Origin of the sequence: Parapedobacter brassicae (genome assembly GCF_051400755.1) — a bacterium.
In the GTDB taxonomy this organism is placed as follows: domain Bacteria; phylum Bacteroidota; class Bacteroidia; order Sphingobacteriales; family Sphingobacteriaceae; genus Parapedobacter.
The window spans coordinates 117,522-140,793 of sequence record NZ_JBLFFL010000006.1 but is presented as its reverse complement, the minus strand read 5'-3'; the positions used below and the strand labels follow the sequence as shown (position 1 = coordinate 140,793).

Sequence of the window (23,272 nt, the reverse complement as noted above, 5' to 3'; positions counted from 1 at the left end):
ATAATAAAACATTAATTTTTAATTGTTTTGTTATAAATAGTTTATTTAAATTTGCTTGCCATTAATCCTGATTGATATGAAACTTTCTAATAGCAAGACCATCAGATCACTTGATGTATTAATTACCATCGTATTGATTTTTTATTTTGTCTTTCTGGGGATCAAATTATTTAATTCTGGTGCTCCGGCAGTTAGTAACAGTTTAAAAGGTTATGCAATGTACGATATACAGGCTAAACCTCATGATGATAAAAGGGTCCTGAGTTTAGCCGACTGGTTTGGGAAGAAAGTAGTAGTTCAGCCGACTAACAGAGCTCGTGTGGAATTGAGGTTTAAATCTTACGACGAACTATTTTCGTTGCCCGCTTTATCGTACCAAGTTTTTCAACTATTTTATTGGCTACTTATTGGCTTCCTCATTTTATGCATAAAAAGGGTCTTTAGTTCATTTCGTAAGGATGAGGTATTTACAACAAGGAACGCCTCTTTAATTTTATGGGGCTCGGCTGTGTTGATGATACTACCTGTAATGCGATCGATAACTCAACGTCTTTTTATCAACTGCATCATCAAGTTAAACCTCAATGATTCAGGTTATTTGTTGCAAAAAGGGGCCGGATTTATTGCGTCTGAAACGTTTATTGGATTGGCACTGTTGGCGTTCGGTTTGGTCTTCAAAACAGCAATAGATATAAAGAAGGAAAATGACTCATTTATTTAAATAATATGCCGATAGTTATCAATTTAGATGTGATGTTGGCCAAGCGGAAAATGTCGTTAACGCAACTGTCTGAAAAAGTTGGGCTAACGATAGTCAATCTTTCCATTTTAAAAACAGGGAAGGCAAAAGGGGTCAGATTTGATACGCTAGAGGCAATATGTAGAGTTTTGGATTGCAAACCCGGGGATATTATCGATATCGACTTGTAACACTGTGTTACAAGTAGGCCTTAATTTATTTGACCATAGCTATTATATATATTTAATGTCAGCTTTTGGTTGTACGAACCAAACTATGGCTGCGTTATATTGAAAATAGAGTCTGCCTCAAAGGAAACCCAGCTCGCGGCCTCACCCGGCCGGCGGATAATCACCCCCTTGGTGTTTTCGGCTCGGCAGCATGATTTTATAACTCAAAAGATGCTGCATTTCCGGTTTCCCGTAATGCCCTCACCATCCCTGCGGCTACCTTCGGGTAATCAAAATTTGTAATTCTCAATCGGATGTTTTACCTTGCATGTTATAATTACCATTATAAATCAATAGGCCTAAGAAATACAGCTAATGAATCAGTAACCCAATTTACTAACCGCTAACTATCAATAAAACGACCAACACAAACCATCATGCGCAAGCGTATCGTCAACCTTCTCCTCGTATTGGGGTTCTTGCCGCATGCACAGGACAGAGAAGTAACTTACACAGCTTAAATATCAACAATTATGAATCAGATACCGAAACCATGGGATTTCTCGCACTACTTGTTTTCCCGGGAGGAAATAAAATTCTTGGATTCTTAACGAATCATCGGTATTTTTTTGGGAGCACGTTGGTCATTATGACAATTACGGAAAAATAGGATTTTGGAGAAAATGCAAAGCACTCGTGTTTCTAAAAACTGCTAAATTGGCTAATCCTGATGGTGTCCATTTTATACAAATTTTATTACGTGCTTTTTTTACACTTTTTGAGAAACGAAAAAGAAGGCGCTTGGAATAGCGCTATCATGGTCCTAACTGGCTCACTTGCATTCTTTCTCATGTTTTTGATGGGACTATCGGGGATTTTGGACATAATTGCTCCAAATACTGCAGGAGACGGACCGCTGGCCAAAAGAGGAAAAATTTTAATATTTGTTTTTCCTCTTTTATTAATATCCTATTTAACGATAACACACATTGTTTTCAAGGTAGCAAGGGCATCAAAGTCGACCGGACTCAGCGAGCGATTTTTGTTTGTTCCTATTAAACGTGATAGAATCATTTGTTGGCTGACTTGTACACTTTTAATGAGCTCGCCGCTGATTCTTGTAGGTGTTAAAGTCCTTCTCGGTCAAAAGTAGAATTTGAATACCGAAAAGAAGATATCCAGATGCTATCCCAAAAAACCTGGGTTGAATTCCTGGTATCAGATGAAGGTATTCGCAGTGAAATCTGGCTACAGGTAATCCGGGACCTAGTGGGAATCGGGCACTTCCGTTTCGGTAAGGATTCTGAACAGGTCCGGAATTATTGGCAAAACGAAGTGGCCCACAAACCCAATGGTTTCCCCTACTTTCGGGTACTGGAACATGTTAAACGGAAACGTATTTTCAATTTGGAGGAGGCAGATTATGGTAAGCATAAAAATGAGAAGCACAACACTTTTTGCCCTAGTTTTGCTTGGGCTCACCTTGCTGTCAGCATGCAAAAAGCACTGGGAAGATGACAAACTGCACATAGCTAGGGAAAGCTATACAGGCAATCAGCTTAGGATCGACGGATACTATTTGACGGGAAACGCCATCTTAGGTATTTACATATTTTATGAAAATGGAACACTGCTGGTGGGTGATAGTTTTAATGTTGATAAACTGGCAGCCAAAGAAGCCGAGATACCGCGCTTTAGGCAGGTATCCAGACCAAACTCATCTACATTGACGATATCGGTTGGGCGGGCAATGGCTTCGTAGATTTGGAAGGCACCCCCATCCGATCAATTTTCAAATTATATCCGTGGGAATGGCTGACGCGCGAAGAGTTTGGCATGCACATCGTAAACGACCCCAATCAGGCCCAGTGGATAGAGCCATCGTGGAAGATGTTGTTATCTAATAAAGCCATACTGCCCGTACTCTGGGAATTGTTCCCGAATCATCCATACCTGCTGGCTTCCCATTTTAGCGGGCCGGCCCATTTGAAGCATTTTGTCAAAAAGCCCATCCTAGCGCGTGAAGGTTCCAATATCGTTATGTATTATGACAGGCAGATGATCTACCATACCGAAGGCGAATACGGAGAAGAAGGCTACATCTACCAAGAGCTGGCTAAGCTACGTCGAGAAGATACCGGTTTTTCAATTATCGGCAGTTGGATGATCGGTCAGGAATCCTGCGGAATATCTTTCCGCGAGTCCGATATGCCCATCACGACAGACAAAAGCCGTTTTATACCCCACATTATCCGGCATTGACGTACAATAAGTGAAGCGCGGAGCAATGCAACCTAAAACGCTGCAAAAGTACATTTCCAAAGTGCCTGACGCGGAAACGTTGCCGCAAGAGATGAAGCACGCGTGTGGATGGGTAAGCCAAAATCATTTAATAGTTTTGTACGATGGAAGAATTGATGGATTACTTGCTGCAGTTTGGCTCCTTGAACAAAGAGCAGATAGACCTGATTAAAAAGAAAGCCACAGAAATAGAACTTGGTAAAGACGATTTTTTTTGGGAGGCAGGCAAAGTAGTTCGGCAGATCGGGTTTGTTGTTTCGGGCGTTCTCCGTGTTTATTATTACAATAACAAAGGCGACGAAATTACCCGTTATTTTGTAGACGAAAATCACCTGATTTTAAACGGACACGATACCGATACAAACTTTGTCCCCGCGGAATACCTGCAAGCCATTACGCCATGTAAACTGGTGGTGTTTTCAGAACAGGGTTGGAAAGCGCTATTGGAAACCATTATGGATTGGGAAAAGATGCTTCAAAAAATAATGACCAAAAATCATGGGGAAAAAATTGCTAGAAGGAGTGAACTGGTCTCGCAAGATGCCACGACACGCTACCTGGAGTTTATTGAGAAATTCCCGACGTTGGTAAACCGTGTGCCGCTGTCGTACATCGCTTCTTATCTGGGCATTACGCAATCTTCGTTGAGCAGAATACGGAAAAACATCCACTGAATCACTTTTTGCCAAATGGCAAACGATTTCATGCTTTATTGAGCAACCTTTGTAGGGTAAATTGTAAAGTAAAGAAAAATGAACTCAAGAAAATTAGGAAACAGCGGATTAGAAGTATCTGCACTGGGCTTTGGGTGCATGGGATTAAGTTTTCCAAACGCACCGGCAAAAGATGAAAATATAAAATTAGTGCGCTCAGCTTTTGAAAAAGGTATCACTTTTTTTGATACGGCTCAAGCGTATGGAAACAATGAAGAATTGGTGGGCGAAGCGCTCGAACCCATTCGCAAGGAAGTGGTCATTGCAACCAAGTTCGGGTTTAAAGACGGTAACTTTCAATTGGGTTTGGATAGCAGACCCGAAAGCATAAAATCGGTTGCCGAGGCCTCATTGAAAAAATTAAGAACCGATTACATTGATTTGTTTTACCAACATCGGCCCGACCCGAATGTGCCGATTGAAGAGGTTGCAGGTGCCGTAAAAGAGCTGATACAAGCTGGCAAAGTAAAGCATTTCGGTTTGTCAGAAGCCGATGCGGAGACCATCCGCAAGGCACATGCCGTTTTACCTGTTACCGCATTACAGAGTGAGTATTCCATGTTTTTCCGTGACCCCGAAACCGAAATTATCCCGACATTGGAAGTATTGGGAATCGGCTTCGTGCCGTTTAGTCCACTGGGCAAAGGGTTTCTGACAGGAACCATCAATGCTGACATGGGATTTGATAAAACGGACAGTAGAAGGATGTTGCCGCGTTTCAGTAAAGAAAACCGGGAAGCTAATCAAGCGCTGGTTGATTTGGTTGTGTCGATTGCGAACGATAAAAATGCCACTCCTGCGCAGATTGCGTTGGCTTGGCTCCTGGCGCAAAAGCCGTTCATCGTGCCAATCCCAGGCACCACAAAACTGCACCGTTTGCAGGAAAACATAGGCAGCGAAAACATCGTTTTGGCTACTGATGAACTGACCAAAATCAATGCAGCGTTGGCAACAATCAACATTGTGGGCGAACGCTATCCCTTACAGATACGGCAAATAATAGGAAAATAGAACGCCAAAGCGCTGGATACCGATCCGAATGCGCTGGTGTTCCATCGGTTTGATCGTGATGTTCAGGGCCAAGCTCCGCCTCCAGGGCATGCCGGAAGGTCGTCTTGTAGCATTCTCGTTCTCGAGCACGTTAGGCAATAAAGACATCGCTTATGAAAAATACGTTAGTTTCGTTTGTTTTTATATTCGCCATCTTGGTTGCTAATGCACAGCAACGGCAGGAGAAAATCGGTTTCGGCATTCAGGCGGGGTGGAACATGTCCAGGATCTCGGGCGATACGTTTGATGGAAAGGCAGGTTTCATCGGTGGTATACATGCTGACCTTCCGGTGTTTGGCAATTTCCACGTGCAGCCGGAAGTCAATTTCCAGCAGCTGGGAGGCAAATACAAAAGTGACGCGTTTGCGATAGGCGACATCCGTTACCGGTATGCCGAACTGAACATGAATTATCTAAGTGTGCCGGTCTTGATGAAATACCGCTTCAAACCCCTTGATTTGGACATCTTTGTCGGTCCGCAGGTGGCTTTTAAACTACGTGCCAAAAACAAAATAGGTGAGGGGGAAACCTATGAGGCGAGAAACGTGAAGGATACCGACTTGGTGGGGGTATATGGGCTCGAATATTGCTTGCGGTTGCCGGATAGCCCCGTAGACTTCGTGCTGAATGCCCGTTATATGACTGGGCTTACGAATTTCGCCAATGGCGAAAATCCCAATATGCCCAATGACAGCTACCGAAACAATGCGCTTGCTTTTATATTGGGCATCCGGTTTTAGATAAGCGAAAGCGGTAGGTAAACTAGGAACCGAATAAGTTGCTTACCCGTTCAATGATTTCGGGTTTATACCCCACCATCCGGAGGATTTTAAAAAAACAAGCGTGTCCAAAGAACCCCTAAAAGAACTCATCCTTGACGGCAATCGTATTCATGACATCCCTTCATTTTATGACGAGGTGAATCGGGTATTCATGCAGGGCGTAGACTTCACCCTTAGCCCAAACTTGGACGCATTCAATGACCTGCTGCATGGCGGCTTCGGGGCCATCCGTGGGAAAGAGCCGATAACGCTGAAGTGGCTTAATTTTGAGAAAAACAGAGAGGACCTGGGGGTGGAGGCGACCATCGCGTTCTACCGTGCGAAGCTGGAACGGCCCGAAGCGTTCAACCAGGAATGGGCTCGGGCGAAGCTTGACGAATTGGAGCGCGGGGAGGGGCAGACGTACATGGATATCCTGCTGGACATTATCGGCGAACACCCGAATATCAAACTGACCTGTTTGAATTAATTTAATCAAAAATTATCGCAAAAATTTTTGGATTTGCCAAATCAAAGCTATTAATTTGTCTGATATGTCCTACATAATGACGATATAGCTAGCCAATAACATTCCAATTAAATCATGAATAGCGTCTCTAAATTTCTAACAACCATGGGATTGGTGGCGCAAGTTTTCTTAATCGGAAAAATTAACATTAATATCGGTTTCGCGCAGGAAATCTCACCGCAGCATCCGCCCTTCGAAACGATGGTTTGGCTAGGCAATGAACGGGGGATGAAAAATCACCGGATACTCGGGTTAACACTGAGCCAATCGGGCGCCTTGCTCGCTTTCACAGAAGCGAGGATTGACGGACGCGACGAGGGTCCGCACGATTTGGTATGCAAACGCTCGTCGGACAATGGCACGACTTGGCCAATGGAAATTGTCATTGAAAAAGGCGACGGTAGCTTCTGGAAGACGCAGGGGAGGCCCGGCAAGTTGGAGTCCTGGGCAAACCCGTTGGCATTGACCGATTCGACTAATGGGCGTTTGTTCATTTTCTATGTCCTCAATGAGGGAGAACACAAGGGCCACAATACCCAGCGGATGACCCGTGTGTTTTACCGATTCAGTGACGATGAAGGACTAACCTGGAGCGATCGGATCGAAATAACCGATGTCTTAAACGTTGGACCCGATGGGAAGCCACATGTGGATATTGATGGCGTGCCAATCAAGAACCGGGATGGCTTTGCCAGCGATTATTTGAGCCGGGCGTTCCATATGCCCGGCCCAGGGCATGGTATCCAGTTGGACAACGGTCGGTTGCTCGTCCAATTTTGGCACCGCCGGGCGATAGGGCGGGTCGAGGCGGATGGCACCCACATCGGTACGCCGATCAGCGATCGCCTTTACAGTTCGTCGGTCATCTATAGCGACGATCACGGCAAGAGTTGGACGAAAGGAAACGACACGGGGCTGGGTCACCAGGCAACAGAAGCAAGGGTGGTGCAACTGGGCGATGGGACAGTGATGATGAATGCCCGGATGCACAATAAGGGGCGAAGGTGGGTGGCCCGAAGTAATGACCGCGGGGTTACGTGGCAATATGGGGGTGAAGAGCTGACCGTCATGCCGTATACGGCGGTTGACTGCGGACTGGTACGCATACAGCCTCCAAATCAACAGTACCCCGCGGCAGATTGGTTGCTCCATTCGCATCCAAACACCGTGGATAAACGTGAAGGCCTCACCGTAAGTTTGAGTACCGACGGCGGCAAGACCTGGCCTGTCAGCAAACTAGTATACGCGTATGGCGCACAGTATTCGGATCTTGTCCAGTTGAAAGACGGAACGATCGGGTTGCTGTACGAAAAAAAGAACAACCACCCAGGGAGCACGCTTGTTGACGGGATTTCATTTATACGGTTCGAGCTCGATTGGCTGCAGCATCCTGATGGTTTAGCAAAAACCGAATAACTTGTCATCTCTATGTAGGCTGCTGCATGACTATAAGCCTAAACCGACTTGCCTGCCGATATCAATTTGCTTGCTGGACACGCCGCTGGTAGCGGGAATATGATATTTTCGAGCTATTTTTGAGGCAACTAACGGTCAAATGGATAATCATGCAAAAGGGGTGCTGATGGCACTGTCGGCGGCTACGCTGTGGGGCGTATCGGGGACTTGCGGCCAGTTTCTGTTCCAGCAACGGGAAGTGAGTGTGGAATGGTTGATGGCCGTACGGATGCTCGGTGCGGGTGGATTGCTGCTGCTCCTGGCGATACTACGGAAAGATGCCCACGTTTGGGCGATCTGGCGGAATAAGGGCGATCGCCGCAGACTGTTGGTATTCGGCATCGCTGGCATGCTGACCGTACAGTATACATACTTTGCCGCGATTAAACACTCCAATGCGGCGACAGCAACCATTCTGCAATTTTCGGCTCCAGTATTCATAGCGATATACCTGGCAGCGCGGTACGGCAGGAGGCTCAACGGCTTAGATTATTTGGCTATTTTTTTGGCTATATTGGGGACATTCCTCTTGGTTACCCATGGCGATATCAATGCGTTGAATATATCGCCGTTGGCGTTTGCGCTCGGCATCGCATCAGCGGTCAGTTTGGCGTTATATACCCTCATGCCGGGCGTGTTGCTCAGCAAGTATAGCGCGGTGAGTGTCATCGGCTGGGGATTGTTTATCGGCGGGGTGGCGATTTCGCTGATCAACCCGCCATGGGAGGTTGACGGTGTTTGGGATCGTTATACGTATGCCAATAGCCTCTTTGTTGTGCTGTTTGGAACGCTGATCCCGTTTTACCTGTACCTAAAGGCGGTGCAGCTCATCGGCGGACAAAAGGCCAGCCTCCTGACGTCAGCGGAGCCACTTTCGGCTACGTTGATCGCGGTGCTGTGGCTGGGTGTTTCCTTCCAAACGCTGGATTGGCTGGGTGCATTTCTGATTGTCATTACCGTCTTCCTGCTGTCGATCGGCAAGGTGTCTCCGGAGGCATAGCGGAGGCCCAGTAAGGTGATCTGCGTATAAAATGGCGCTTTACGGATTGGTAGAGAAAATGGAGCCGTTAGCAATGAGCGCCCGCCGCTTCATTTTCAGCATGTCCCTGACCCATTCGGCAAAATCTTCGGGCTGCAGCACCTTTTCGGGATTTCCGTCTGTAAGGCCGCGTTCGATACTCAAATCTGTCGCAATAGTGCTCGGCGTAAGCGTGAAAACCCGGATATTGCTCTTGCGCAGCTCAGCCATTAATGACTGCGAGAAGGCGATAACAGCCGCCTTGGATGCGCAATATGCCGACATATTAGGCGTCCCTTTCAGACCTGCGGTCGATGCGATGTTGACAATATCTCCTTCGCCGCGCTGTTTGAGCAAGGGTATAACGGCTTTCGACGCGTAGTATACGCCAAACAGGTTTGTCTGGATAATTTGTTCCCACTCATCGATGGGCATGTCTTCAACCGACGCGAATGTTGCTATACCCGCATTGTTGATGAGGATATCCACACCGCCCAGCTTTTCGGCAAGCTCGGCAATGCCGTTGGCAACCGGTACCGATTGGTCGACCGGAAATACAGCATAATATGCCGCAATGCCCAGCTTTTTGAGTTCTTCGACAGTAGCCGCGAGGTTACCCGCATGGCGTCCTGTTATTCCGATATTGACACCTTCGCTGGCTAACGTCAGCGCTACGGCTTTCCCTAGGCCACGGCCGCCACCGGTAATGATCGCATTCTTTCCTTTTAATTCCATATCGTCATGACTGAACCGCAAAAATACAGTCTTTTTTTTACGCGGGCGAATCTCGGAAATGACTAGCTTATAACTTTATCTGCAACTCCGCCACGCGTTCGTCATTTTTGCCGGGCTTCCATTTCGGGCCTTCGCGCACGAGCTGGATGGCTCGATTGCTGAGGGCTGTATCCGTGGTGCGGACGACCTGGATGTGGGTGGGGGTGCCGCCGTCATCAATGGTAAACGTCAGCGTGATCGTGCCTGTTGCTCCCTCGGTCTGGTTGATACCCCGTTTGAGGTAGCGGTTATATGCGCGCCAACCTCCAAGCGGCTCTGGTTTGCCGGTCGTTTCGCCGCCGTAGCCCACCACGACCACTTCGCTCAGGTCTGCCGCGGCGGGCCGGAGGGCAATGGTGATGCTGTCATGGGCTGCAACGCTGACTTGCTGCTGCTCGTAGCCCAGATATGACGCGGTCAGTGTTTGTGAGGGGTCTCGTATGACGAACCGACCCGTGGAGTCGGTGACCACCGTGCGGTTGTCCGCCAGTTGCAGGACGGCACCTTGCAGGGGTGCCTGTGTCTCTTGATCGACCACCTTGCCCATGATCGCCTGTTGTGCGGGCTGCCCGGTGGGGCTGACGCCGCGTATGCGTATCTCCGACATGCGTTCGCTTACCGCCGCCGCGCGTTGTCCCTTATTGGTATCGGCTGCGGTGGCTTCGGGCAAGTGGATAGCGCCTGTGATGGTCGATGCTTTTTGAGTTCCGTACCGGATAACCACAGCCGCTTCCTGCGTATCACGGATGCGTTCAGCGGATTCGACAGGCTTGCTGGTCTTGTTGCGTGGCGCCGACGCTGCGGCTTCACCTTCTGTTGTGGTCCGTGCTAATCGCTGCACCTGGGCGGGCTCCTCCTTGGCAGGTGCTGCTGATGGAGCCGCTTGCTTGGCGGCTGGAGCTTCCTCGGCGTCACCGGACGTGGGCGCAGCAGGTCGCTCGGAGCGCTGCTCAAGGGCATCTGACGGTGCAGAGGCCACCGCGGGTTGGTTTTGCTCTTGAACGTCCTGTCGCATAAACCATAGCGTGCTGATGGTAAGTGCCAATAGCACCGAAGCTGCTACGGCCCAGCGTTGGAACGGAAGGAGTCGGCGGGTACGGCCACGCTGGGTACGCTGGTCGATCCGCCTGTGGATATCGGCGAGATTGGCCGCGTGTACATCCTGCGTTTCCCCTTCCATGCCGAGGATGATATCCATCAACGCCGGGTCGTCCTGCGCCCGGCGCTCCAGTGCATACATCGCTCGTGGGCTGAGCTCGCCCCGGAGGTACTGCCTGATCAATTCCACATCCACCTTATCCTTTTCCATGATTGGCCTCCATGCACAACTTTAAATTTCGCTTGCCGTTTTGGATGTAGCTTTTCACTTCGTTTAAGCTATATCCTGTGATGTCGGCAATTTCTTTATAACACTTCTCATTCAAGTAAAACAAATCAACACTGCGTTTTTGTTTTTCGGGTAACGTATCCATGCAGCGCTCGAGCGCGGTGAGCTGCTGTTCCTTTTCTTCCGCGTCGTCCTCCGGATGCACGGGCATGGGAAATTCCACAAATTCGTCGATGGAAATTTGCTGCTTGTTTTTGTCGGACCGCAGCTGCATGAGGCAATGGTTGCGGCTGAGCACGTATAGCCAACTGCCGAATCGCTGGATTTCTTGCTTGTTGACCTTGTGAATGAGGTCCTCGAAGATCTGCATGACGGCATCTTTGCTGCGCTCACTGTCTTGCAGGTAGCGCTGGCATACGTAATAGACCATCTCGGCGTGGGCGTCAAACAGTTCACCCAATACGGCGAGATCGCCGGTCTCGCGATAGCGCTGCAGGAGGACATCATCATCGACTTTTTTTTTGGACTTGCCGAACCAGCTCATTACAGGGTGAAAGTAAATTATTTTTCCGGTTTATGGAAATTCCGGCAGCCGTGCATCCTTCGCCAAAAAATCGACGATTATGACAAGGGCTATTTTCTTTGCAATGCTGCTGACGGTATCTCTGGTGGGGTACCGGAACAGCGAACCCCGCTTGATTAGCGGTACGGTATACGACGACGCGGACGGTACGCCACTGGCCGGTGTTCATGTACAGGTGGCTGGAACGAATACTTCGGTGGGCACGGACAAAAAAGGGCATTACGCCATCCAAGCCGAAAAGGGGCAATACCTCGTATTCGCCTACATCGGCTATGAAACCAAGCGGCTAAAGGTGGGCAAGCTAAACAAGCTGGATGTGCGGCTGACGGCAGCGGCCATGTCGTTGGATGAAGTGGTGGTGATCGGACATGGTGCGCAAAAGCAAGCGGCATTGACTGGAGGTGTGAACTTGATGATCAGGGGCGGGTGGCTGCCCCAGCCGATAAACACCGAATCCTACAAGGGATTCGCGGAAAACCGCTTCTTCAATCCGTTGGATGAACCGCTGTCTACGTTTGCGATTGACGTAGACGCGGCCTCCTACAGCAATTTCCGTCGGTTCATCAACAATGGGCAGCTGCCGCCAGTAGATGCCGTTCGGATCGAAGAAATGATCAATTACTTCCAGTATGATCTGAAGGGACCGACCAATGGTGAGCCTGTAGCCATCCACACGGAGCTGGCGGCAGCGCCTTGGAGCCCGAAGCACCGCTTGCTGCGCATCGGCCTGAAGGCGAAATCGGTGCCGACGGACAAGTTGCCCACTTCAAACCTGGTATTTCTTATCGACGTATCGGGCTCCATGGCGGGCATCAACCGCCTGCCACTCGCGCAGACTGCGATGAAAATGCTGGTGGATCAGCTGCGTGAAAACGATCAGGTGGCCATCGTGACCTATGCTGGTTCGGCAGGAGTGGCCTTGGAAAGCACACCTGGAAGCCAGAAAACCAAGATCAAGGACGCTATCGATGCGCTCGGCGCGGGCGGATCTACCGCGGGTGGCGCGGGCCTGCAGCTAGCGTACCGCATCGCGCGGCAGCACTTTATCAAGGGAGGCAACAACCGCATCATATTGGCCTCCGACGGGGATTTCAATGTGGGTGCTTCCAGCGACGGCGATATGGAGCAGTTCATTGCCAACGAACGGCAAAGCGGGGTGAACCTGTCGGTACTGGGCTTTGGCATGGGCAATCTGAAAGACAGCAAAATGGAACTGCTGGCCAACAAAGGACACGGCAACTACGCGTATATCGACAACATCACGGAGGCCCGTAAAGCAATGGTCACCGAATTCGGTGGCACGCTGTTTACCGTCGCTAAGGATGTAAAGATGCAGGTGGAGTTCAACCCGGCCAAGGTACAAGCCTACAGGCTGTTGGGTTATGAGAATCGCTTGCTCGAAAAAGAGGATTTCAATAATGACGAGAAGCTGGGTGGCGACATGGGGGTAGGGCATACCGTCACCGCGCTGTATGAAATCGTGCCGGTGGGCGTCAAGAGCAATTTTCCGGGTGATGTAGATCCGCTTAAGTACCAACAGGTGAAAGAACGGCCTGCTGTGCATACTAGTGATGAAGTGGCGACCATCAAATTTCGCTATAAAGACCCCGATGGGGATAAAAGCCGCGTGCAGCAAGTGGCAGTAGCCGATAGGCCACTGGAATTGATCAAGGCGAGCGCGGATTTCCGCTTTGCCAGTGCTGTCGCGGAGCTGGGTATGTTGCTGCGCAATTCGGAATATAAACAGCAGGCGGACTACGATCGGCTGGTGGCGCGGGCTAGACAAGCCAGGGGGGCGGATGATGAAGGCTATCGTGCGGAATTCATCCGCTTGGCGGAAAGCGCGAAGTTATTGGCCAAGCATCATGACGTGGCCGCGAGAGGCCATTAAAAATGCATAACTTAGCGCTGTAATACGGACTGCATGAAGGACTATAAAGCATATTTCATTATACCGGCTCCTCCGGAGCTGGTATTTGTGGCGCTCACCAGAGCGGATACCATCCGGCTGTGGACGGGGGAGGAGGCGGTCATGTCTCCGGAGCCCGGCACGGAATTTTCGTTGTGGGACGGCGCGATTGTGGGAAAGAATCTATCGTTCGAACCGGGTACGAAGATTGAGCAGCAATGGTACTTTGGTGAACAGGACGAGCCGTCTATCGTGACCATCAAGCTGCATCCGCATAAGCAGGGGACGTCCATGGAGGTCAGGCAAACCAATATCCCTGAGGACGACTATGATGATATCGTGGATGGGTGGCGCACGGAATACGTGGCCTCGCTGATTAACTTTTATATGGAATGACGGGGCTGCCAGCACTCTTGGCAAGGTCATCGTGTGGTCAGCGCCCAGCCATCATCCGGTCAAAAACAGCCCGTTGCTCCCGCATGGACTGCACCTTGTCTGCCGGATCGGTGTGGCACTCCAACAGTATCCAGCCCTTGTAATCCATATCGGCTAGGTTTTTCAAAAGTGCCGGGTAGGGGTAGTCCGTGCGGTCGAGTTCGCGCACGTGGACGGTATCCCCGAAACGGTCTTTGACCAAATCAAAATTGTGCTGGAATCCCTGGCCGTCCAAATCCTGAGGGTTGCAGTTCCAGCAGACGGTCGCATTGGGATGATCGGCATGGTCCATGATCGTTTTGATGTTGGGTAGCTCTTGGGTTTCCTCGCCGTGGACTTCCAAGCGGAGCTGCTGTCCGAAATCGGCGGCATACGCGGCGAGTTCGTTTAACGAAGCACCGATTTGAGCCATGGTCTTTTCTCGTGGAATTTCGCGATGAAAGGCATTGGGTTTGACCTTTACACCGCTGCCGCCGATATCGGCGCTCAGGCGGATATATTCCTTGGTACGCGCGATCGATGCCTGGAGGGCCTGCTGGTCCGGAAAATCGTATTGTTGGTTGGTGCCCATGCCGACAAGCTGCACGGCGCTATCGCCAAATTGCTGCTTAACGGCTATTCGCTCCTGTTTGCTCATTTCCGGGGTGACATGATGGGCATGGTCTACACGCAATTCCACGCCCTGTATGCCGGTGGCATTGCAGTTTGCGATGAGCGTGGGCACATCCCAATCCTTGCCCCAGAGGTAGGTGACAAGCCCCAGCTTCATGTGGGTAGCCGGTTTCCGCTTAGTCGCTGCCCAAATGGCGGCAGGAAGGAACGAGGCGCCGGCCAGCAGCGACGTTGATTGGAGGAATTGCTTTCTGTTGATCCTGTACATCGTATCTTATAATTGGTGACTCTTATAATTGGTGACCTGACAAATGTATCAAAAAATCTAGAAACGCATCCGTTGGATGCGGATGGCATTGCCAATGGCGAGTAGGGCGACGCCCACATCGGCAAAGACGGCCTCCCACATGGTGGCTAGGCCACCGGCGCCTAGGATGAGCACAATGGCCTTCACCACGAAGGCCATCGTGATGTTTTGCCAGACGACACGGCGCGTGGCCCTGCCGATCCGGATCGCCACCGGAATCTTGCCGGGCTGGTCATCTTGGATAACCACATCGGCCGTTTCGATGGTGGCATCGCTGCCCAAGCCGCCCATGGCGATACCGACATCGCTCAGCGCCACCACGGGCGCATCATTAACCCCGTCTCCAACGAAAGCAACGCGGTAGCCAGCTGACTTCATTTCCTTGATCTTATTGGCTTTATCTTCTGGCAACAGATCGCCATATGCATGAGCGATCGCTAGCGTACCCGCCACGGCCTGAACAACAGCGTGGCGGTCGCCGCTGAGCATCGTAGGGGTAATGCCCAGGGCCTTCAGCTGGCGGATGGCCGCCGCGGCGTCGGACTTGATCTCATCGGCAATGGTCAGGTATCCGGCAAACCGCCCATCGTAGGCGATGGCGATGACCGTGTGGGCCATGTGGCCCGTATCGACGCCATGCGCAATACCAAAATGGTCAAGCAGCTTAAAATTGCCCACAAGGAGTTGCTTGCCCTCTACCGTGGCGTGCAGGCCGTGACCGGCGATTTCTTCGACCTGCTCCAGTCGTAGGCGCTCATCTACCGGGCCGACATACTCGTGGATGGCGGTAGCGACGGGATGGGTGCTATTGCTTTCCAATGCGTTAGCCAACCGAAGCATCTCGGCCTGATCAAAACCATTGGCTATCCTGATTTCCTGCACCTTGAATACACCTTTGGTCAGCGTGCCGGTTTTGTCCATTACCACGTGCTGGATATGTGCCAGTGCATCCAGGAAATTGCCGCCCTTGAAGAGGATGCCGTGGCGGCTGGCGGCTCCGATACCGCCGAAATAGCTGAGGGGAATGGAGACGACCAGCGCACAGGGGCAGGAGATGACCAAGAAGATCAGTGCGCGGTACAACCAATCGGTAAACACGTAATCGGCTACAAACAGTACGGGCAGCACCGTGATGAGTAGGGCCAACAGCACCACTAGGGGTGTATAGACCTTGGCAAACTTGCGGATGAAGAGCTCGCTGGGCGCTTTCTGCGCCGTAGCGTCCTGCACCAGGGCAATGATCCTACTCAGCTTGCTATCGGCATAGGCAGTGGTAATGCGCACCTGCGCAACGGTGTTCAGGTTGATCATGCCGGCCAATACCACCTCACCCTTCTTCTTCGTGTCGGGCTTGCTCTCGCCGGTCAATGCAGCGGTGTTGAAGGAAGCGCTTTCAGAAAACAGCTCGCCGTCCAGCGCCAGCTTTTCGCCCGGTTTGAGCTGTAGGATCTGCCCGATACCGGCCCGCGCGGCCTTGATGGTATGCAAATGGTCGTTATCGAGGATGGTGACCTCGTCCGGCCGTTGATCCAGTAGGGCCTTGATGTTGCCCTTGGCGCGGCGAACGGCCATGCTTTGCAGGTTTTCGCCCACGGTATAAAACAGCATCACCGCTACGCCTTCGGGATACTCGCCGATAAAGAAGGCACCGAGCGTGGCGATGGTCATCAGCGTGAATTCAGAAAAGATCTCCCTCTTGGTAAAGGCTTGAAACATTTCCAGGATGACCGGTCCGCCTACGGGAAGATAAGCCGCCGCATACCACACCAGGCGTATCCAACCATCGAAAAATGCCGGTCGTGGTATCCATCCGTGGTCAAAAGAGAGGGCCAGCAGCAAGAGGATGAGGCTCGCGATGGCAGGCAGGAAAAGCCGAAGGGCAGACTGCGCCACGCCATGATGGGATGTGTGATCGTGTGCATGGTCATGCAGCAATTCGGAGGCACCGGCTTTTTCGTATATCTCGTTTTCCAGCGTACAGCAGGTCATGCGACCTTGCTCGTCATAGGTATGCACGTGATTCGGATCGGTAAGTAGCTTGTCGTCCATGCGTTGGGATCCTGCAACTCCATCAAAGATACGTAAATTAAAATAAACAGGGTTGGATGGTGAAACCTGCTTGTTCGAGTGCCTGTCGGATCGCGGTGGCGAATCCGAGGGCATGGGGACCATCGCTATGGATGCATAGCGTATCTACACGACTGGAAAATATAATTGCTTGATTGATGGCTATTTGAAGATTAGTAATTAATGCGTAAGGGGAGGTTCGTGGGGTGAGTGTACCGTCGACTTCATAATGCCGATCTGGAAACCCCTCGGCCGCTACCCGCAACCCCTTTGCCTGCCCGGCCTTGACCAGTTCACTCCCGGCCAGACCATACAGAACCAACGTGGGATCGAAGTCATGCACAGCCGAAGCGAGCGCGGCGGCAAGCGCGGCATCACGAGCCGCCATGTTATAAAGCGCACCATGGGGTTTGACATGGTGGAGGCGTCCGCCTGCGGCCGTTACAAACGCATGTAACGCACCGATCTGATAAAGCGTGATCCGGTACGCTTCGGCCGGGTTGATGGCCTGTTTGACCCTGCCAAGACCCGCCAAGTCCTGCAACCCGGGATGGGCACCGATGGCGACGCCTTGTCGCATGGCCGCTGCTACGGTGGCCTCCATGCGCTGGGGATCTCCGGCGTGAAAGCCGCATGCGATATTGGCTGAAGAAACCTGTGTGAGCAAGGCCTCGTCCGGCGAACCGGGTTGGTTGCCGGGTGTTTCCCCTACATCGCCGTTCAAATCGATGGTTTTCATTTATCGGTATACTGGTATTGCAGGGCTAGGGCAACTGAAAGCCGCTGCAACTGTTTCGCTCGTTGAAGATACAGTTTTTCGGCTTCAAACCGGCTGATTTCTCGAAAATATACCGCTTCACCGGGCTTGAGCTGTGCACATCGGGGTGCATCCACGGCGGCTACCTGAGCGATGCGCGGGTAACCGCCGGTGGTCTGGCAATCCGCCATGAGCAGGATCAGGCTGCCATCGCCGGTGACCTGAATGGTGCCGGATGTCACGGCTGTAGAGAGGAGCTCACGCGGATGCAGCTGTAGCACCGGAGGGCCCTGTAAGCGGTAACCCATGCGGTCGCTTTGGCCGCTTACCTGATAGCGCTCGGAGAGGAAATGGACCAACGACTGCCCGCTGAACCACGCGAACTCATGACCGGGGACTACCCGGATGACATGGCGCTCCTGCGGGGATAACTGCGCGTGGGCGATGGCCCAGCGCGGGTAACCGATGGCTTCGCCCTGTAATCGGCTGAGGGATGTGGCCGATCGGTCGCCAAGCGGTCCCGCGCGCAGCCGATCACCGGCCTGTAGTGTACGCCCCTCGTAACCGCCGAAACGCCCGGGGAGATAGGTGCTCTTGCTAGCCATGATCGCGGGGACATCCCAACCACCGGCCACAGCGAGGTAAGTGCGGCAACCCGCAGGCTGACGCTGTAAACACACCTGTGTCCCAGCGGGCAGGTATACCGGCCGGTCGGCCGGCAATGGGCATCCGTTTGCCAGCAGCGTAGCGCCTCCGCCCGAATAAGCGAGCAAGGCGGCTTCCTCGACTTCAAAAGCGGCTTGGGCAAAGGTAAATTCGATAACGGCTTCGCCGACGGGATTGCCCACGGCGAGGTTGGCGATCTGCATGGCGAATGTATCCATCGCACCGGACAACGGTACGCCCCGGGCGAGATATCCCCAGCGTCCGCTATCCTGCACGGTGCTCAGGAAGCCTGCTTTATGTATCCGTATCTGCATGGTGCAGTAGTTGATGTTCGCGAAACTCCTCGGCACTGATGGGTTGGAAGATCACGCAGTCGCCCGCTTCCAGCAGCGCGGGGTGCGTGCGTGCGGGATCGAACATCCGCAGCGGCGTGCGGCCGATGAGCTGCCAACCCCCTGGGGTGTCCAAGGGGTAGACGCCGGTCTGCTGCCCGCCAATGCCTACCGACCCTGCGGGTACGGAAACCCGCGGGGTGGCCTTGCGGGGTGTTTCCAGCCGCTCCGGCAGGCCGCCGAGATAGGCGAAGCCAGGGATGAAGCCGATCAGGTGTACCTGGTATTCGGCGGTGCTGTACACCTGGATGACTTCTTCGGCTGCCAAACCAAGCTGATGGGCTACAGCATCGAGATCCGGGCCATACTCCCCGCCGTAGCACACGGGTATCGTGATGATCCGTTCGTCGGGCAGCGGTGTATCGGCCAGCCGATCCTGGAGCGCCGTGAGGAAATGTACCACCCGCTCGAAGGCGCTGATGCCCGATAGGGTGGGTGAATTGACTACGATAAGCGGATCGTAATATACCGTCAGCGTAGCGTAGGCTGGCACGGCGGCACGGAAGCCCTCAAATGGTTGCCCACGCACGGCGTGATCAAGCCATTGGATGCGGCGTGATACCCCGGCATCGATACGCTGTTCAAATGTCAGCGTAACGGCGCACTCACTAAGCGCATGGTAGACCGTAGGACCAACTGCTCGTGTCATTTGCTCAAGGTTACGAAAAAAAACCGGCTGTTAAAAGCAACCGATACCATCTTTGCGTAGCTATACCAGTAAGAATAGCGTAGATAGCAGGGTCAGCGCAATCATCACGATCTTGAATTGGCGCTCGGGGAGGATTTGTACAATCCGGATGCCGAGCAAGCCGCCGAGCAGGATAACCGGTAAGGCGGTGAGGTCGAGTAGGAGACCATTCCAAGAAAGATTGTCCCACACCAACGCTTGCAGGGGTATCTTGAGGTAGTTGAGGATCATGATGAACCATGCCCCGGTAGCGACAAAGGCAAACTTCGGGAGCCGCGTGGCCAGGAGGTAGACCGTCAGGATGGGTCCGGCGGCATTGCCGATCATGGTAGAAAACCCTAAGATGAAGCCCATAACCGGAGCAAACCAAGGCGACATGGTGACGACGTCTGCCTTTTCGGGACGATTGGTGCCGATCATGGTGACCATGCCGACCCCGATGCAGCCGGCCATCATTATTTTAAAACCCGACTCGGGCACCTGGTGCCCCACGGCCAGCGCCACGACCAGTCCCAGCAGGGCCCACGGCATGGGCTTGACGACCATGTCGCGATGGAATTTCTTACGATAATAAATAACGGCCAGCAAATCAGCCATGCAGAGCATCGGCAGTACGATTCCGGTGGAGTGCTTGGCACCGAAAAGCAGCGCGAAAAGGGGGATGGTGATGGTACCAATATTGGTAATGCCGGTCTTTGACATGCCGATAAGTAAGGCACAGGCAAAGAACATGGCCCACTCCAGCGGCCCCTGCAGGAGATCGGAGAAATCAGGCATCGCGGGCAGCTAGCAATTGCTTGACACGGGCGACGTCAATGTCGCGGTAGTCGTGGATGTAGTATTGGCAGGGGGGGAGCTGCTCTTGGGTGTGCGACGTCAACACGCCGACCACTTGGGCACCCGCATTGATGGCCGCGGAGACGCCGGAGAAGGAGTCTTCGAAAACAACGCAGTTCTTCGGGTCTACCCCGAGATTGGCGGCAGACTTGAGGTAAATCTCCGGATCTGGCTTATGCAGCTGCACATCCTCGCTGGCCAATACGGATTCCATCAGCGGTTCAAACCTCAGTCCGTGCATGATGAGGTCGAGGTTGGCACGGGGCGCCGATGTGGCGACTCCCGTGCGGAATCCTTCCTTCTTGAGGTCAGCAAGGAATTCCATGAATCCTGCGATAGGCGTTACCTCGCTTCGGTATATTTCGCGAAACAACGCTTCTTTTTCATCTTCCAGTTGCTTGAATTCGTCACCGGTAATCGCTCGTTTGAAAAAATGCGTCATGATGTAGCTGTTATGCTTGCCATACATGTGCTTTTCAAACTCCTGCTCGGTATAAGAAACCTGGTACTTGTCAAAAAAATGCTTGAATGCCTCGGTGTGGTACGGGTTTGTATGCGCGATGACCCCGTCCATGTCAAAAATGACCGCGTATCTGTCCATGTCCCAAAGGTAATGTATTTTGATGGAACACGGATGATGTGCAGGCGGCAGTTATTGTTCCAGCGGCTCCGCTTTAAACCCGGCTTTATTGACCGCCGCGATGATGGTGTCTTGGGTGCCGGCAGTGGCGTCTACCGTCAGGACCTTGTCCGGATTGTCGATGTCTACCTGCCAATTGCCGTCCCCAACGGCTTGGTTGAGGGAAGGCGTCACGGCTGCCAGGCAGCCTCCACATTGAATGGTTGTTTTGAATTTGAGTGTAGTTTCCATGTTTTTTTATGTTTTTATTGATGTTTTGTTGCGTTTCGTTTGTTTTTGCCCCCGACCGGTCACCGATCACCAACCCCATTTCAATCTTAGGCTATTCGTAACCACGCTGACGCTGCTGAGCGCCATGGCGGCACCGGCAATCATGGGATCCAGCAGAAAGCCGTTGATGGGATACAGCAGTCCCGCCGCGATCGGGATGCCGACGACATTGTAAATAAATGCCCAAAAAAGATTTTGCTGGATGGCCGCCACGGTTTTACGGGAAAGCTGGATGGCCTGGGCGATCTTGGTGAGCTCGCCGGAAATGATGGTCATCTTGGCCACATCCATGGCGATGTCGCTTCCCTTGCCCATGGCAATGCCGAGATCAGCCTGGGCAAGGGCATTGCTGTCGTTGATGCCATCGCCCACCATAGCTACCACCATCCCCTTCGCTTGCAGCTGCTCGACAAATGCGGCTTTTTCTGCCGGCAGGACCTCCGCACGGTAGTGCTTGATGCCTACCTGATCAGCGACGGCCTTCGCGGTTTGCGCATTGTCACCGGTGAGCATGTATACCGTTACGCCGCTGGACTGCAGCTGGCTGATCGCATCAGCTGAAGTGGGCTTTATTCGATCGGCAATTGCCAGCACGGCAAGTAGGGTGGTTTCATCCGCGAAGTGAATGACGGTATGGGCCGACACCAGGTGCTGGTCGATCCATTGTTGGCCCTCCGCACTGACGGCGATCCCGTGGTCGCGCAGTAATACGGCATTGCCAATAAGGTAGGTCTTTCCCTTGTGGTGCCCGCGTATGCCTTGCCCGCTGATGTTTTCGATGCCCACGGCGTCTAAGAAATCGGCTCCATGGAGTGACGTGACCACTGCTTCGGCAAGCGGGTGTTCGGAGGACTTTTCGATGCTGTAAAGGATATCGCGCAGTTCGGCTGTTTCGGGCACCAGCCATCGCTGCGCCACTACCGCCGGTTTGCCTTCGGTGATGGTGCCCGTCTTGTCGAGCACGATGGCATTCAACTTTTTTGCCCGTTCGAGGCTTTCGGCGTCCTTGATGAGGATACCCTGCGCTGCGCCTTTGCCCACCCCGACCATGATCGCCGTAGGAGTAGCCAGTCCCAGTGCGCACGGACAGGCAATGACCAATACGGTGACCAGCGCCAGCAAGCCGTGCGTGAAGCCTTCCTGCTTGTCAAACGCGATCCATAGGACAAAACTCAAGATAGCGATACCGATGACAATGGGCACAAAGATACCGGATATCTTATCCACCAGCTTTTGCACAGGTGCTTTGCTGCCCTGTGCATCCTGCACCATTTTGATGATTTGCCCCAATAGGGTGGCGCCACCCACCTTCTCCGCCTTGAATTGGAAGCTGCCTTTTTGGTTGATCGTTCCGGCAAACACGGTGCTGTCCGCCTGTTTAGCCACCGGCACCGGCTCGCCGCTGATCATGCTTTCATCGACGTAAGAATTACCTGATAAAACGGTGCCATCTACCGCGACTTTCTCGCCGGGTTTCACCAGTAGGACATCGCCCACGGCGACCTTGGCAATGGGTATCTCCAGCTGGTGACCACCGGGATGCACTACCGTTACCGTTTTGGGCTGTAGGCCCATGAGCTTCTTGATGGCTGATGAGGTGTTGCCTTTTGCCCGCTCCTCCAGCAGCTTGCCCAGCAGGATAAAAGCGATAACGACACCCGCAGACTCAAAATATACATGGGCATGAAGCCCGCGGCTGTGCCAAAATTCTGGAAAAAGAACATTGAAGACACTAAAGAGGTAAGCTACGCCCGTGCTCAGCGCCACCAAGGTGTCCATATTGGCTGAACGATGTTTCGCCTGCTTGTATGCACCGATGTAAAATTGGCGGCCGAATATGAAGACAACGGGGGTAGCCAGCAGCCACATGACATAGTTCGCCCACCATTGGTCCATCAATCCCGGCGTCATGCCGATGATGACCGTGGGAATGGAGAGCAGGATGGCGCCCACGGTGCGCTTTTTCAATGACTCGAAATGGGATTGCTGCAACGCTTCCAGTGATTCGGCAGCTTCGGCCGATTCGTCTACCATCAGGTCATATCCGATGGATTGGACGGCTGCCCGCAGTTGCTGTGCATCGGTGATGCCTGGCACATACTCGACCTGTGCTGTAGCATTGGCGTAGTTGACGGAGGCAGCAATTACGCCGGGCTGTGCCGCCAGGATGGTTTCGGTACTGTTGGCACAGGACGCGCAAGAGAGATTAAGCACGGGAAACGACTGTTTGACGGTATGTAGCTCCATATTTCCTTTAATTGAACAACACAAA

25 protein-coding genes are annotated in these 23,272 nt (G+C 52.4%); 13 read left to right on the top strand and 12 right to left on the bottom strand.

Going from position 1 to position 23,272, the window contains the following annotated elements; genetic code table 11:
- The first annotated feature begins 76 nt into the window (after window positions 1-76).
- From ACMGDE_RS16000 to ACMGDE_RS15950, 11 genes are all read left to right on the top strand, one after another.
- Window positions 77-721 carry a DUF2975 domain-containing protein gene (locus tag ACMGDE_RS16000; RefSeq protein ID WP_436833829.1) on the top strand — a complete coding sequence of 215 codons (645 nt, stop codon included), beginning with the start codon at window positions 77-79 and terminating at the stop codon, window positions 719-721.
- Window positions 722-726: 5 nt separating this feature from the next.
- Window positions 727-930 carry a helix-turn-helix domain-containing protein gene (locus ACMGDE_RS15995; RefSeq protein ID WP_436833828.1) on the top strand — a complete coding sequence of 68 codons (204 nt, stop codon included), beginning with the start codon at window positions 727-729 and terminating at the stop codon, window positions 928-930.
- Between the two features lie 757 nt (window positions 931-1,687).
- Complete coding sequence (locus ACMGDE_RS15990; protein ID WP_436833827.1) at window positions 1,688-2,062, top strand: hypothetical protein; 375 nt, start codon at window positions 1,688-1,690, stop codon at window positions 2,060-2,062.
- Between the two features lie 270 nt (window positions 2,063-2,332).
- Window positions 2,333-2,671, top strand: a complete 339-nt coding sequence (locus tag ACMGDE_RS15985; RefSeq protein WP_436833826.1) for a hypothetical protein — start codon at window positions 2,333-2,335, stop codon at window positions 2,669-2,671.
- The gene (locus tag ACMGDE_RS15980) at window positions 2,614-3,171 is read left to right on the top strand and encodes a glutathionylspermidine synthase family protein (protein ID WP_436833932.1); all 558 of its coding nucleotides are present in this window, start codon (window positions 2,614-2,616) and stop codon (window positions 3,169-3,171) included. Before ACMGDE_RS15985 ends, ACMGDE_RS15980 begins: the two co-directional genes overlap by 58 nt.
- A 143-nt stretch (window positions 3,172-3,314) precedes the next feature.
- The gene (locus ACMGDE_RS15975; protein WP_436833825.1) at window positions 3,315-3,884 is read left to right on the top strand and encodes a Crp/Fnr family transcriptional regulator; all 570 of its coding nucleotides are present in this window, start codon (window positions 3,315-3,317) and stop codon (window positions 3,882-3,884) included.
- Between the two features lie 78 nt (window positions 3,885-3,962).
- A complete protein-coding gene (locus tag ACMGDE_RS15970) occupies window positions 3,963-4,934 on the top strand; it encodes an aldo/keto reductase (RefSeq protein WP_436833824.1) in 972 nt (323 codons plus the stop codon).
- 152 nt (window positions 4,935-5,086) lie between these two features.
- The gene (locus ACMGDE_RS15965; protein WP_436833823.1) at window positions 5,087-5,713 is read left to right on the top strand and encodes a porin family protein; all 627 of its coding nucleotides are present in this window, start codon (window positions 5,087-5,089) and stop codon (window positions 5,711-5,713) included.
- 103 nt (window positions 5,714-5,816) lie between these two features.
- Window positions 5,817-6,224 carry a barstar family protein gene (locus tag ACMGDE_RS15960; protein ID WP_436833822.1) on the top strand — a complete coding sequence of 136 codons (408 nt, stop codon included), beginning with the start codon at window positions 5,817-5,819 and terminating at the stop codon, window positions 6,222-6,224.
- Window positions 6,225-6,338: 114 nt separating this feature from the next.
- Entirely contained in the window at window positions 6,339-7,679 is a 1,341-nt protein-coding gene (locus ACMGDE_RS15955; RefSeq protein ID WP_436833821.1) for a sialidase family protein, read from the top strand.
- Between the two features lie 139 nt (window positions 7,680-7,818).
- On the top strand, window positions 7,819-8,718 hold the full coding sequence (locus ACMGDE_RS15950) for a DMT family transporter (protein ID WP_436833820.1): 900 nt from the start codon (window positions 7,819-7,821) through the stop codon (window positions 8,716-8,718).
- A 39-nt stretch (window positions 8,719-8,757) separates the two neighbouring features.
- On the opposite strand, the gene ACMGDE_RS15945 is transcribed toward ACMGDE_RS15950, so the two are convergent.
- The 3 genes from ACMGDE_RS15945 to ACMGDE_RS15935 all read right to left on the bottom strand — a co-directional run bounded on the left by ACMGDE_RS15945 (window position 8,758) and on the right by ACMGDE_RS15935 (window position 11,381).
- Window positions 8,758-9,471 (bottom strand): 3-ketoacyl-ACP reductase, encoded by a 714-nt coding sequence (locus ACMGDE_RS15945; RefSeq protein WP_436833819.1) that lies wholly within the window; start codon window positions 9,469-9,471, stop codon window positions 8,758-8,760.
- A gap of 67 nt (window positions 9,472-9,538) precedes the next feature.
- Entirely contained in the window at window positions 9,539-10,819 is a 1,281-nt protein-coding gene (locus ACMGDE_RS15940; RefSeq protein WP_436833818.1) for a carboxypeptidase-like regulatory domain-containing protein, read from the bottom strand.
- Window positions 10,806-11,381 carry an RNA polymerase sigma factor gene (locus ACMGDE_RS15935; protein ID WP_436833817.1) on the bottom strand — a complete coding sequence of 192 codons (576 nt, stop codon included), beginning with the start codon at window positions 11,379-11,381 and terminating at the stop codon, window positions 10,806-10,808. The genes ACMGDE_RS15940 and ACMGDE_RS15935 overlap by 14 nt, the downstream gene beginning before the upstream one ends.
- Window positions 11,382-11,460: 79 nt before the next feature.
- Between ACMGDE_RS15935 and ACMGDE_RS15930 the strand changes: the two genes are divergently transcribed.
- Together ACMGDE_RS15930 and ACMGDE_RS15925 are read left to right on the top strand one after the other, a co-directional pair.
- Window positions 11,461-13,311, top strand: a complete 1,851-nt coding sequence (locus tag ACMGDE_RS15930; RefSeq protein ID WP_436833816.1) for a vWA domain-containing protein — start codon at window positions 11,461-11,463, stop codon at window positions 13,309-13,311.
- 33 nt (window positions 13,312-13,344) lie between these two features.
- A complete protein-coding gene (locus tag ACMGDE_RS15925; protein ID WP_436833815.1) occupies window positions 13,345-13,725 on the top strand; it encodes an SRPBCC domain-containing protein in 381 nt (126 codons plus the stop codon).
- A gap of 37 nt (window positions 13,726-13,762) precedes the next feature.
- On the opposite strand, the gene ACMGDE_RS15920 is transcribed toward ACMGDE_RS15925, so the two are convergent.
- The 9 genes from ACMGDE_RS15920 to ACMGDE_RS15880 all read right to left on the bottom strand — a co-directional run bounded on the left by ACMGDE_RS15920 (window position 13,763) and on the right by ACMGDE_RS15880 (window position 23,247).
- The gene (locus tag ACMGDE_RS15920) at window positions 13,763-14,644 is read right to left on the bottom strand and encodes a sugar phosphate isomerase/epimerase family protein (RefSeq protein ID WP_436833814.1); all 882 of its coding nucleotides are present in this window, start codon (window positions 14,642-14,644) and stop codon (window positions 13,763-13,765) included.
- Between the two features lie 57 nt (window positions 14,645-14,701).
- On the bottom strand, window positions 14,702-16,732 hold the full coding sequence (locus ACMGDE_RS15915) for a heavy metal translocating P-type ATPase (RefSeq protein ID WP_436833813.1): 2,031 nt from the start codon (window positions 16,730-16,732) through the stop codon (window positions 14,702-14,704).
- 37 nt (window positions 16,733-16,769) lie between these two features.
- A complete protein-coding gene (locus ACMGDE_RS15910; RefSeq protein ID WP_436833812.1) occupies window positions 16,770-17,489 on the bottom strand; it encodes a LamB/YcsF family protein in 720 nt (239 codons plus the stop codon).
- The gene (locus ACMGDE_RS15905; RefSeq protein WP_436833811.1) at window positions 17,486-18,487 is read right to left on the bottom strand and encodes a 5-oxoprolinase subunit C family protein; all 1,002 of its coding nucleotides are present in this window, start codon (window positions 18,485-18,487) and stop codon (window positions 17,486-17,488) included. The genes ACMGDE_RS15910 and ACMGDE_RS15905 overlap by 4 nt, the downstream gene beginning before the upstream one ends.
- On the bottom strand, window positions 18,468-19,214 hold the full coding sequence (pxpB, locus tag ACMGDE_RS15900; RefSeq protein ID WP_436833810.1) for a 5-oxoprolinase subunit PxpB: 747 nt from the start codon (window positions 19,212-19,214) through the stop codon (window positions 18,468-18,470). The genes ACMGDE_RS15905 and pxpB overlap by 20 nt, the downstream gene beginning before the upstream one ends.
- Before the next feature lie 60 nt (window positions 19,215-19,274).
- A complete protein-coding gene (locus ACMGDE_RS15895; protein ID WP_436833809.1) occupies window positions 19,275-20,030 on the bottom strand; it encodes a sulfite exporter TauE/SafE family protein in 756 nt (251 codons plus the stop codon).
- Window positions 20,023-20,691: an HAD family hydrolase gene (locus ACMGDE_RS15890; protein WP_436833808.1), complete on the bottom strand. Its 669-nt coding sequence runs from the start codon at window positions 20,689-20,691 to the stop codon at window positions 20,023-20,025. The genes ACMGDE_RS15895 and ACMGDE_RS15890 overlap by 8 nt, the downstream gene beginning before the upstream one ends.
- Before the next feature lie 51 nt (window positions 20,692-20,742).
- The gene (locus tag ACMGDE_RS15885) at window positions 20,743-20,961 is read right to left on the bottom strand and encodes a heavy-metal-associated domain-containing protein (RefSeq protein ID WP_436833807.1); all 219 of its coding nucleotides are present in this window, start codon (window positions 20,959-20,961) and stop codon (window positions 20,743-20,745) included.
- Window positions 20,962-21,027: 66 nt separating this feature from the next.
- Window positions 21,028-23,247, bottom strand: coding sequence for a heavy metal translocating P-type ATPase (locus ACMGDE_RS15880; protein ID WP_436833806.1), 2,220 nt, complete (start codon window positions 23,245-23,247; stop codon window positions 21,028-21,030).
- Window positions 23,248-23,272 lie beyond the last annotated feature (25 nt).

Excerpts from the sequence above, each read along its gene's own strand:
- ACMGDE_RS15995 (WP_436833828.1), top strand. The coding sequence starts at position 727 with ATGCCGATAGTTATCAATTTAGATGTGATGTTGGCCAAGCGGAAAATG.
- ACMGDE_RS15965 (WP_436833823.1), top strand. The coding sequence starts at position 5,087 with ATGAAAAATACGTTAGTTTCGTTTGTTTTTATATTCGCCATCTTGGTT.
- ACMGDE_RS15880 (WP_436833806.1), bottom strand. The coding sequence starts at position 23,247 with ATGGAGCTACATACCGTCAAACAGTCGTTTCCCGTGCTTAATCTCTCT.
- ACMGDE_RS15935 (WP_436833817.1), bottom strand. The coding sequence starts at position 11,381 with ATGAGCTGGTTCGGCAAGTCCAAAAAAAAAGTCGATGATGATGTCCTC.
- ACMGDE_RS15885 (WP_436833807.1), bottom strand. The coding sequence starts at position 20,961 with ATGGAAACTACACTCAAATTCAAAACAACCATTCAATGTGGAGGCTGC.
- ACMGDE_RS15890 (WP_436833808.1), bottom strand. The coding sequence starts at position 20,691 with ATGGACAGATACGCGGTCATTTTTGACATGGACGGGGTCATCGCGCAT.
- ACMGDE_RS15950 (WP_436833820.1), top strand. The coding sequence starts at position 7,819 with ATGGATAATCATGCAAAAGGGGTGCTGATGGCACTGTCGGCGGCTACG.
- ACMGDE_RS15940 (WP_436833818.1), bottom strand. The coding sequence starts at position 10,819 with ATGGAAAAGGATAAGGTGGATGTGGAATTGATCAGGCAGTACCTCCGG.
- pxpB (WP_436833810.1), bottom strand. The coding sequence starts at position 19,214 with ATGACACGAGCAGTTGGTCCTACGGTCTACCATGCGCTTAGTGAGTGC.
- ACMGDE_RS15975 (WP_436833825.1), top strand. The coding sequence starts at position 3,315 with ATGGAAGAATTGATGGATTACTTGCTGCAGTTTGGCTCCTTGAACAAA.
- ACMGDE_RS15985 (WP_436833826.1), top strand. The coding sequence starts at position 2,333 with ATGGTAAGCATAAAAATGAGAAGCACAACACTTTTTGCCCTAGTTTTG.
- ACMGDE_RS16000 (WP_436833829.1), top strand. The coding sequence starts at position 77 with ATGAAACTTTCTAATAGCAAGACCATCAGATCACTTGATGTATTAATT.
- ACMGDE_RS15930 (WP_436833816.1), top strand. The coding sequence starts at position 11,461 with ATGACAAGGGCTATTTTCTTTGCAATGCTGCTGACGGTATCTCTGGTG.
- ACMGDE_RS15945 (WP_436833819.1), bottom strand. The coding sequence starts at position 9,471 with ATGGAATTAAAAGGAAAGAATGCGATCATTACCGGTGGCGGCCGTGGC.
- ACMGDE_RS15905 (WP_436833811.1), bottom strand. The coding sequence starts at position 18,487 with ATGCAGATACGGATACATAAAGCAGGCTTCCTGAGCACCGTGCAGGAT.
- ACMGDE_RS15895 (WP_436833809.1), bottom strand. The coding sequence starts at position 20,030 with ATGCCTGATTTCTCCGATCTCCTGCAGGGGCCGCTGGAGTGGGCCATG.
- ACMGDE_RS15925 (WP_436833815.1), top strand. The coding sequence starts at position 13,345 with ATGAAGGACTATAAAGCATATTTCATTATACCGGCTCCTCCGGAGCTG.
- ACMGDE_RS15915 (WP_436833813.1), bottom strand. The coding sequence starts at position 16,732 with ATGGACGACAAGCTACTTACCGATCCGAATCACGTGCATACCTATGAC.
- ACMGDE_RS15970 (WP_436833824.1), top strand. The coding sequence starts at position 3,963 with ATGAACTCAAGAAAATTAGGAAACAGCGGATTAGAAGTATCTGCACTG.
- ACMGDE_RS15920 (WP_436833814.1), bottom strand. The coding sequence starts at position 14,644 with ATGTACAGGATCAACAGAAAGCAATTCCTCCAATCAACGTCGCTGCTG.
- ACMGDE_RS15955 (WP_436833821.1), top strand. The coding sequence starts at position 6,339 with ATGAATAGCGTCTCTAAATTTCTAACAACCATGGGATTGGTGGCGCAA.
- ACMGDE_RS15910 (WP_436833812.1), bottom strand. The coding sequence starts at position 17,489 with ATGAAAACCATCGATTTGAACGGCGATGTAGGGGAAACACCCGGCAAC.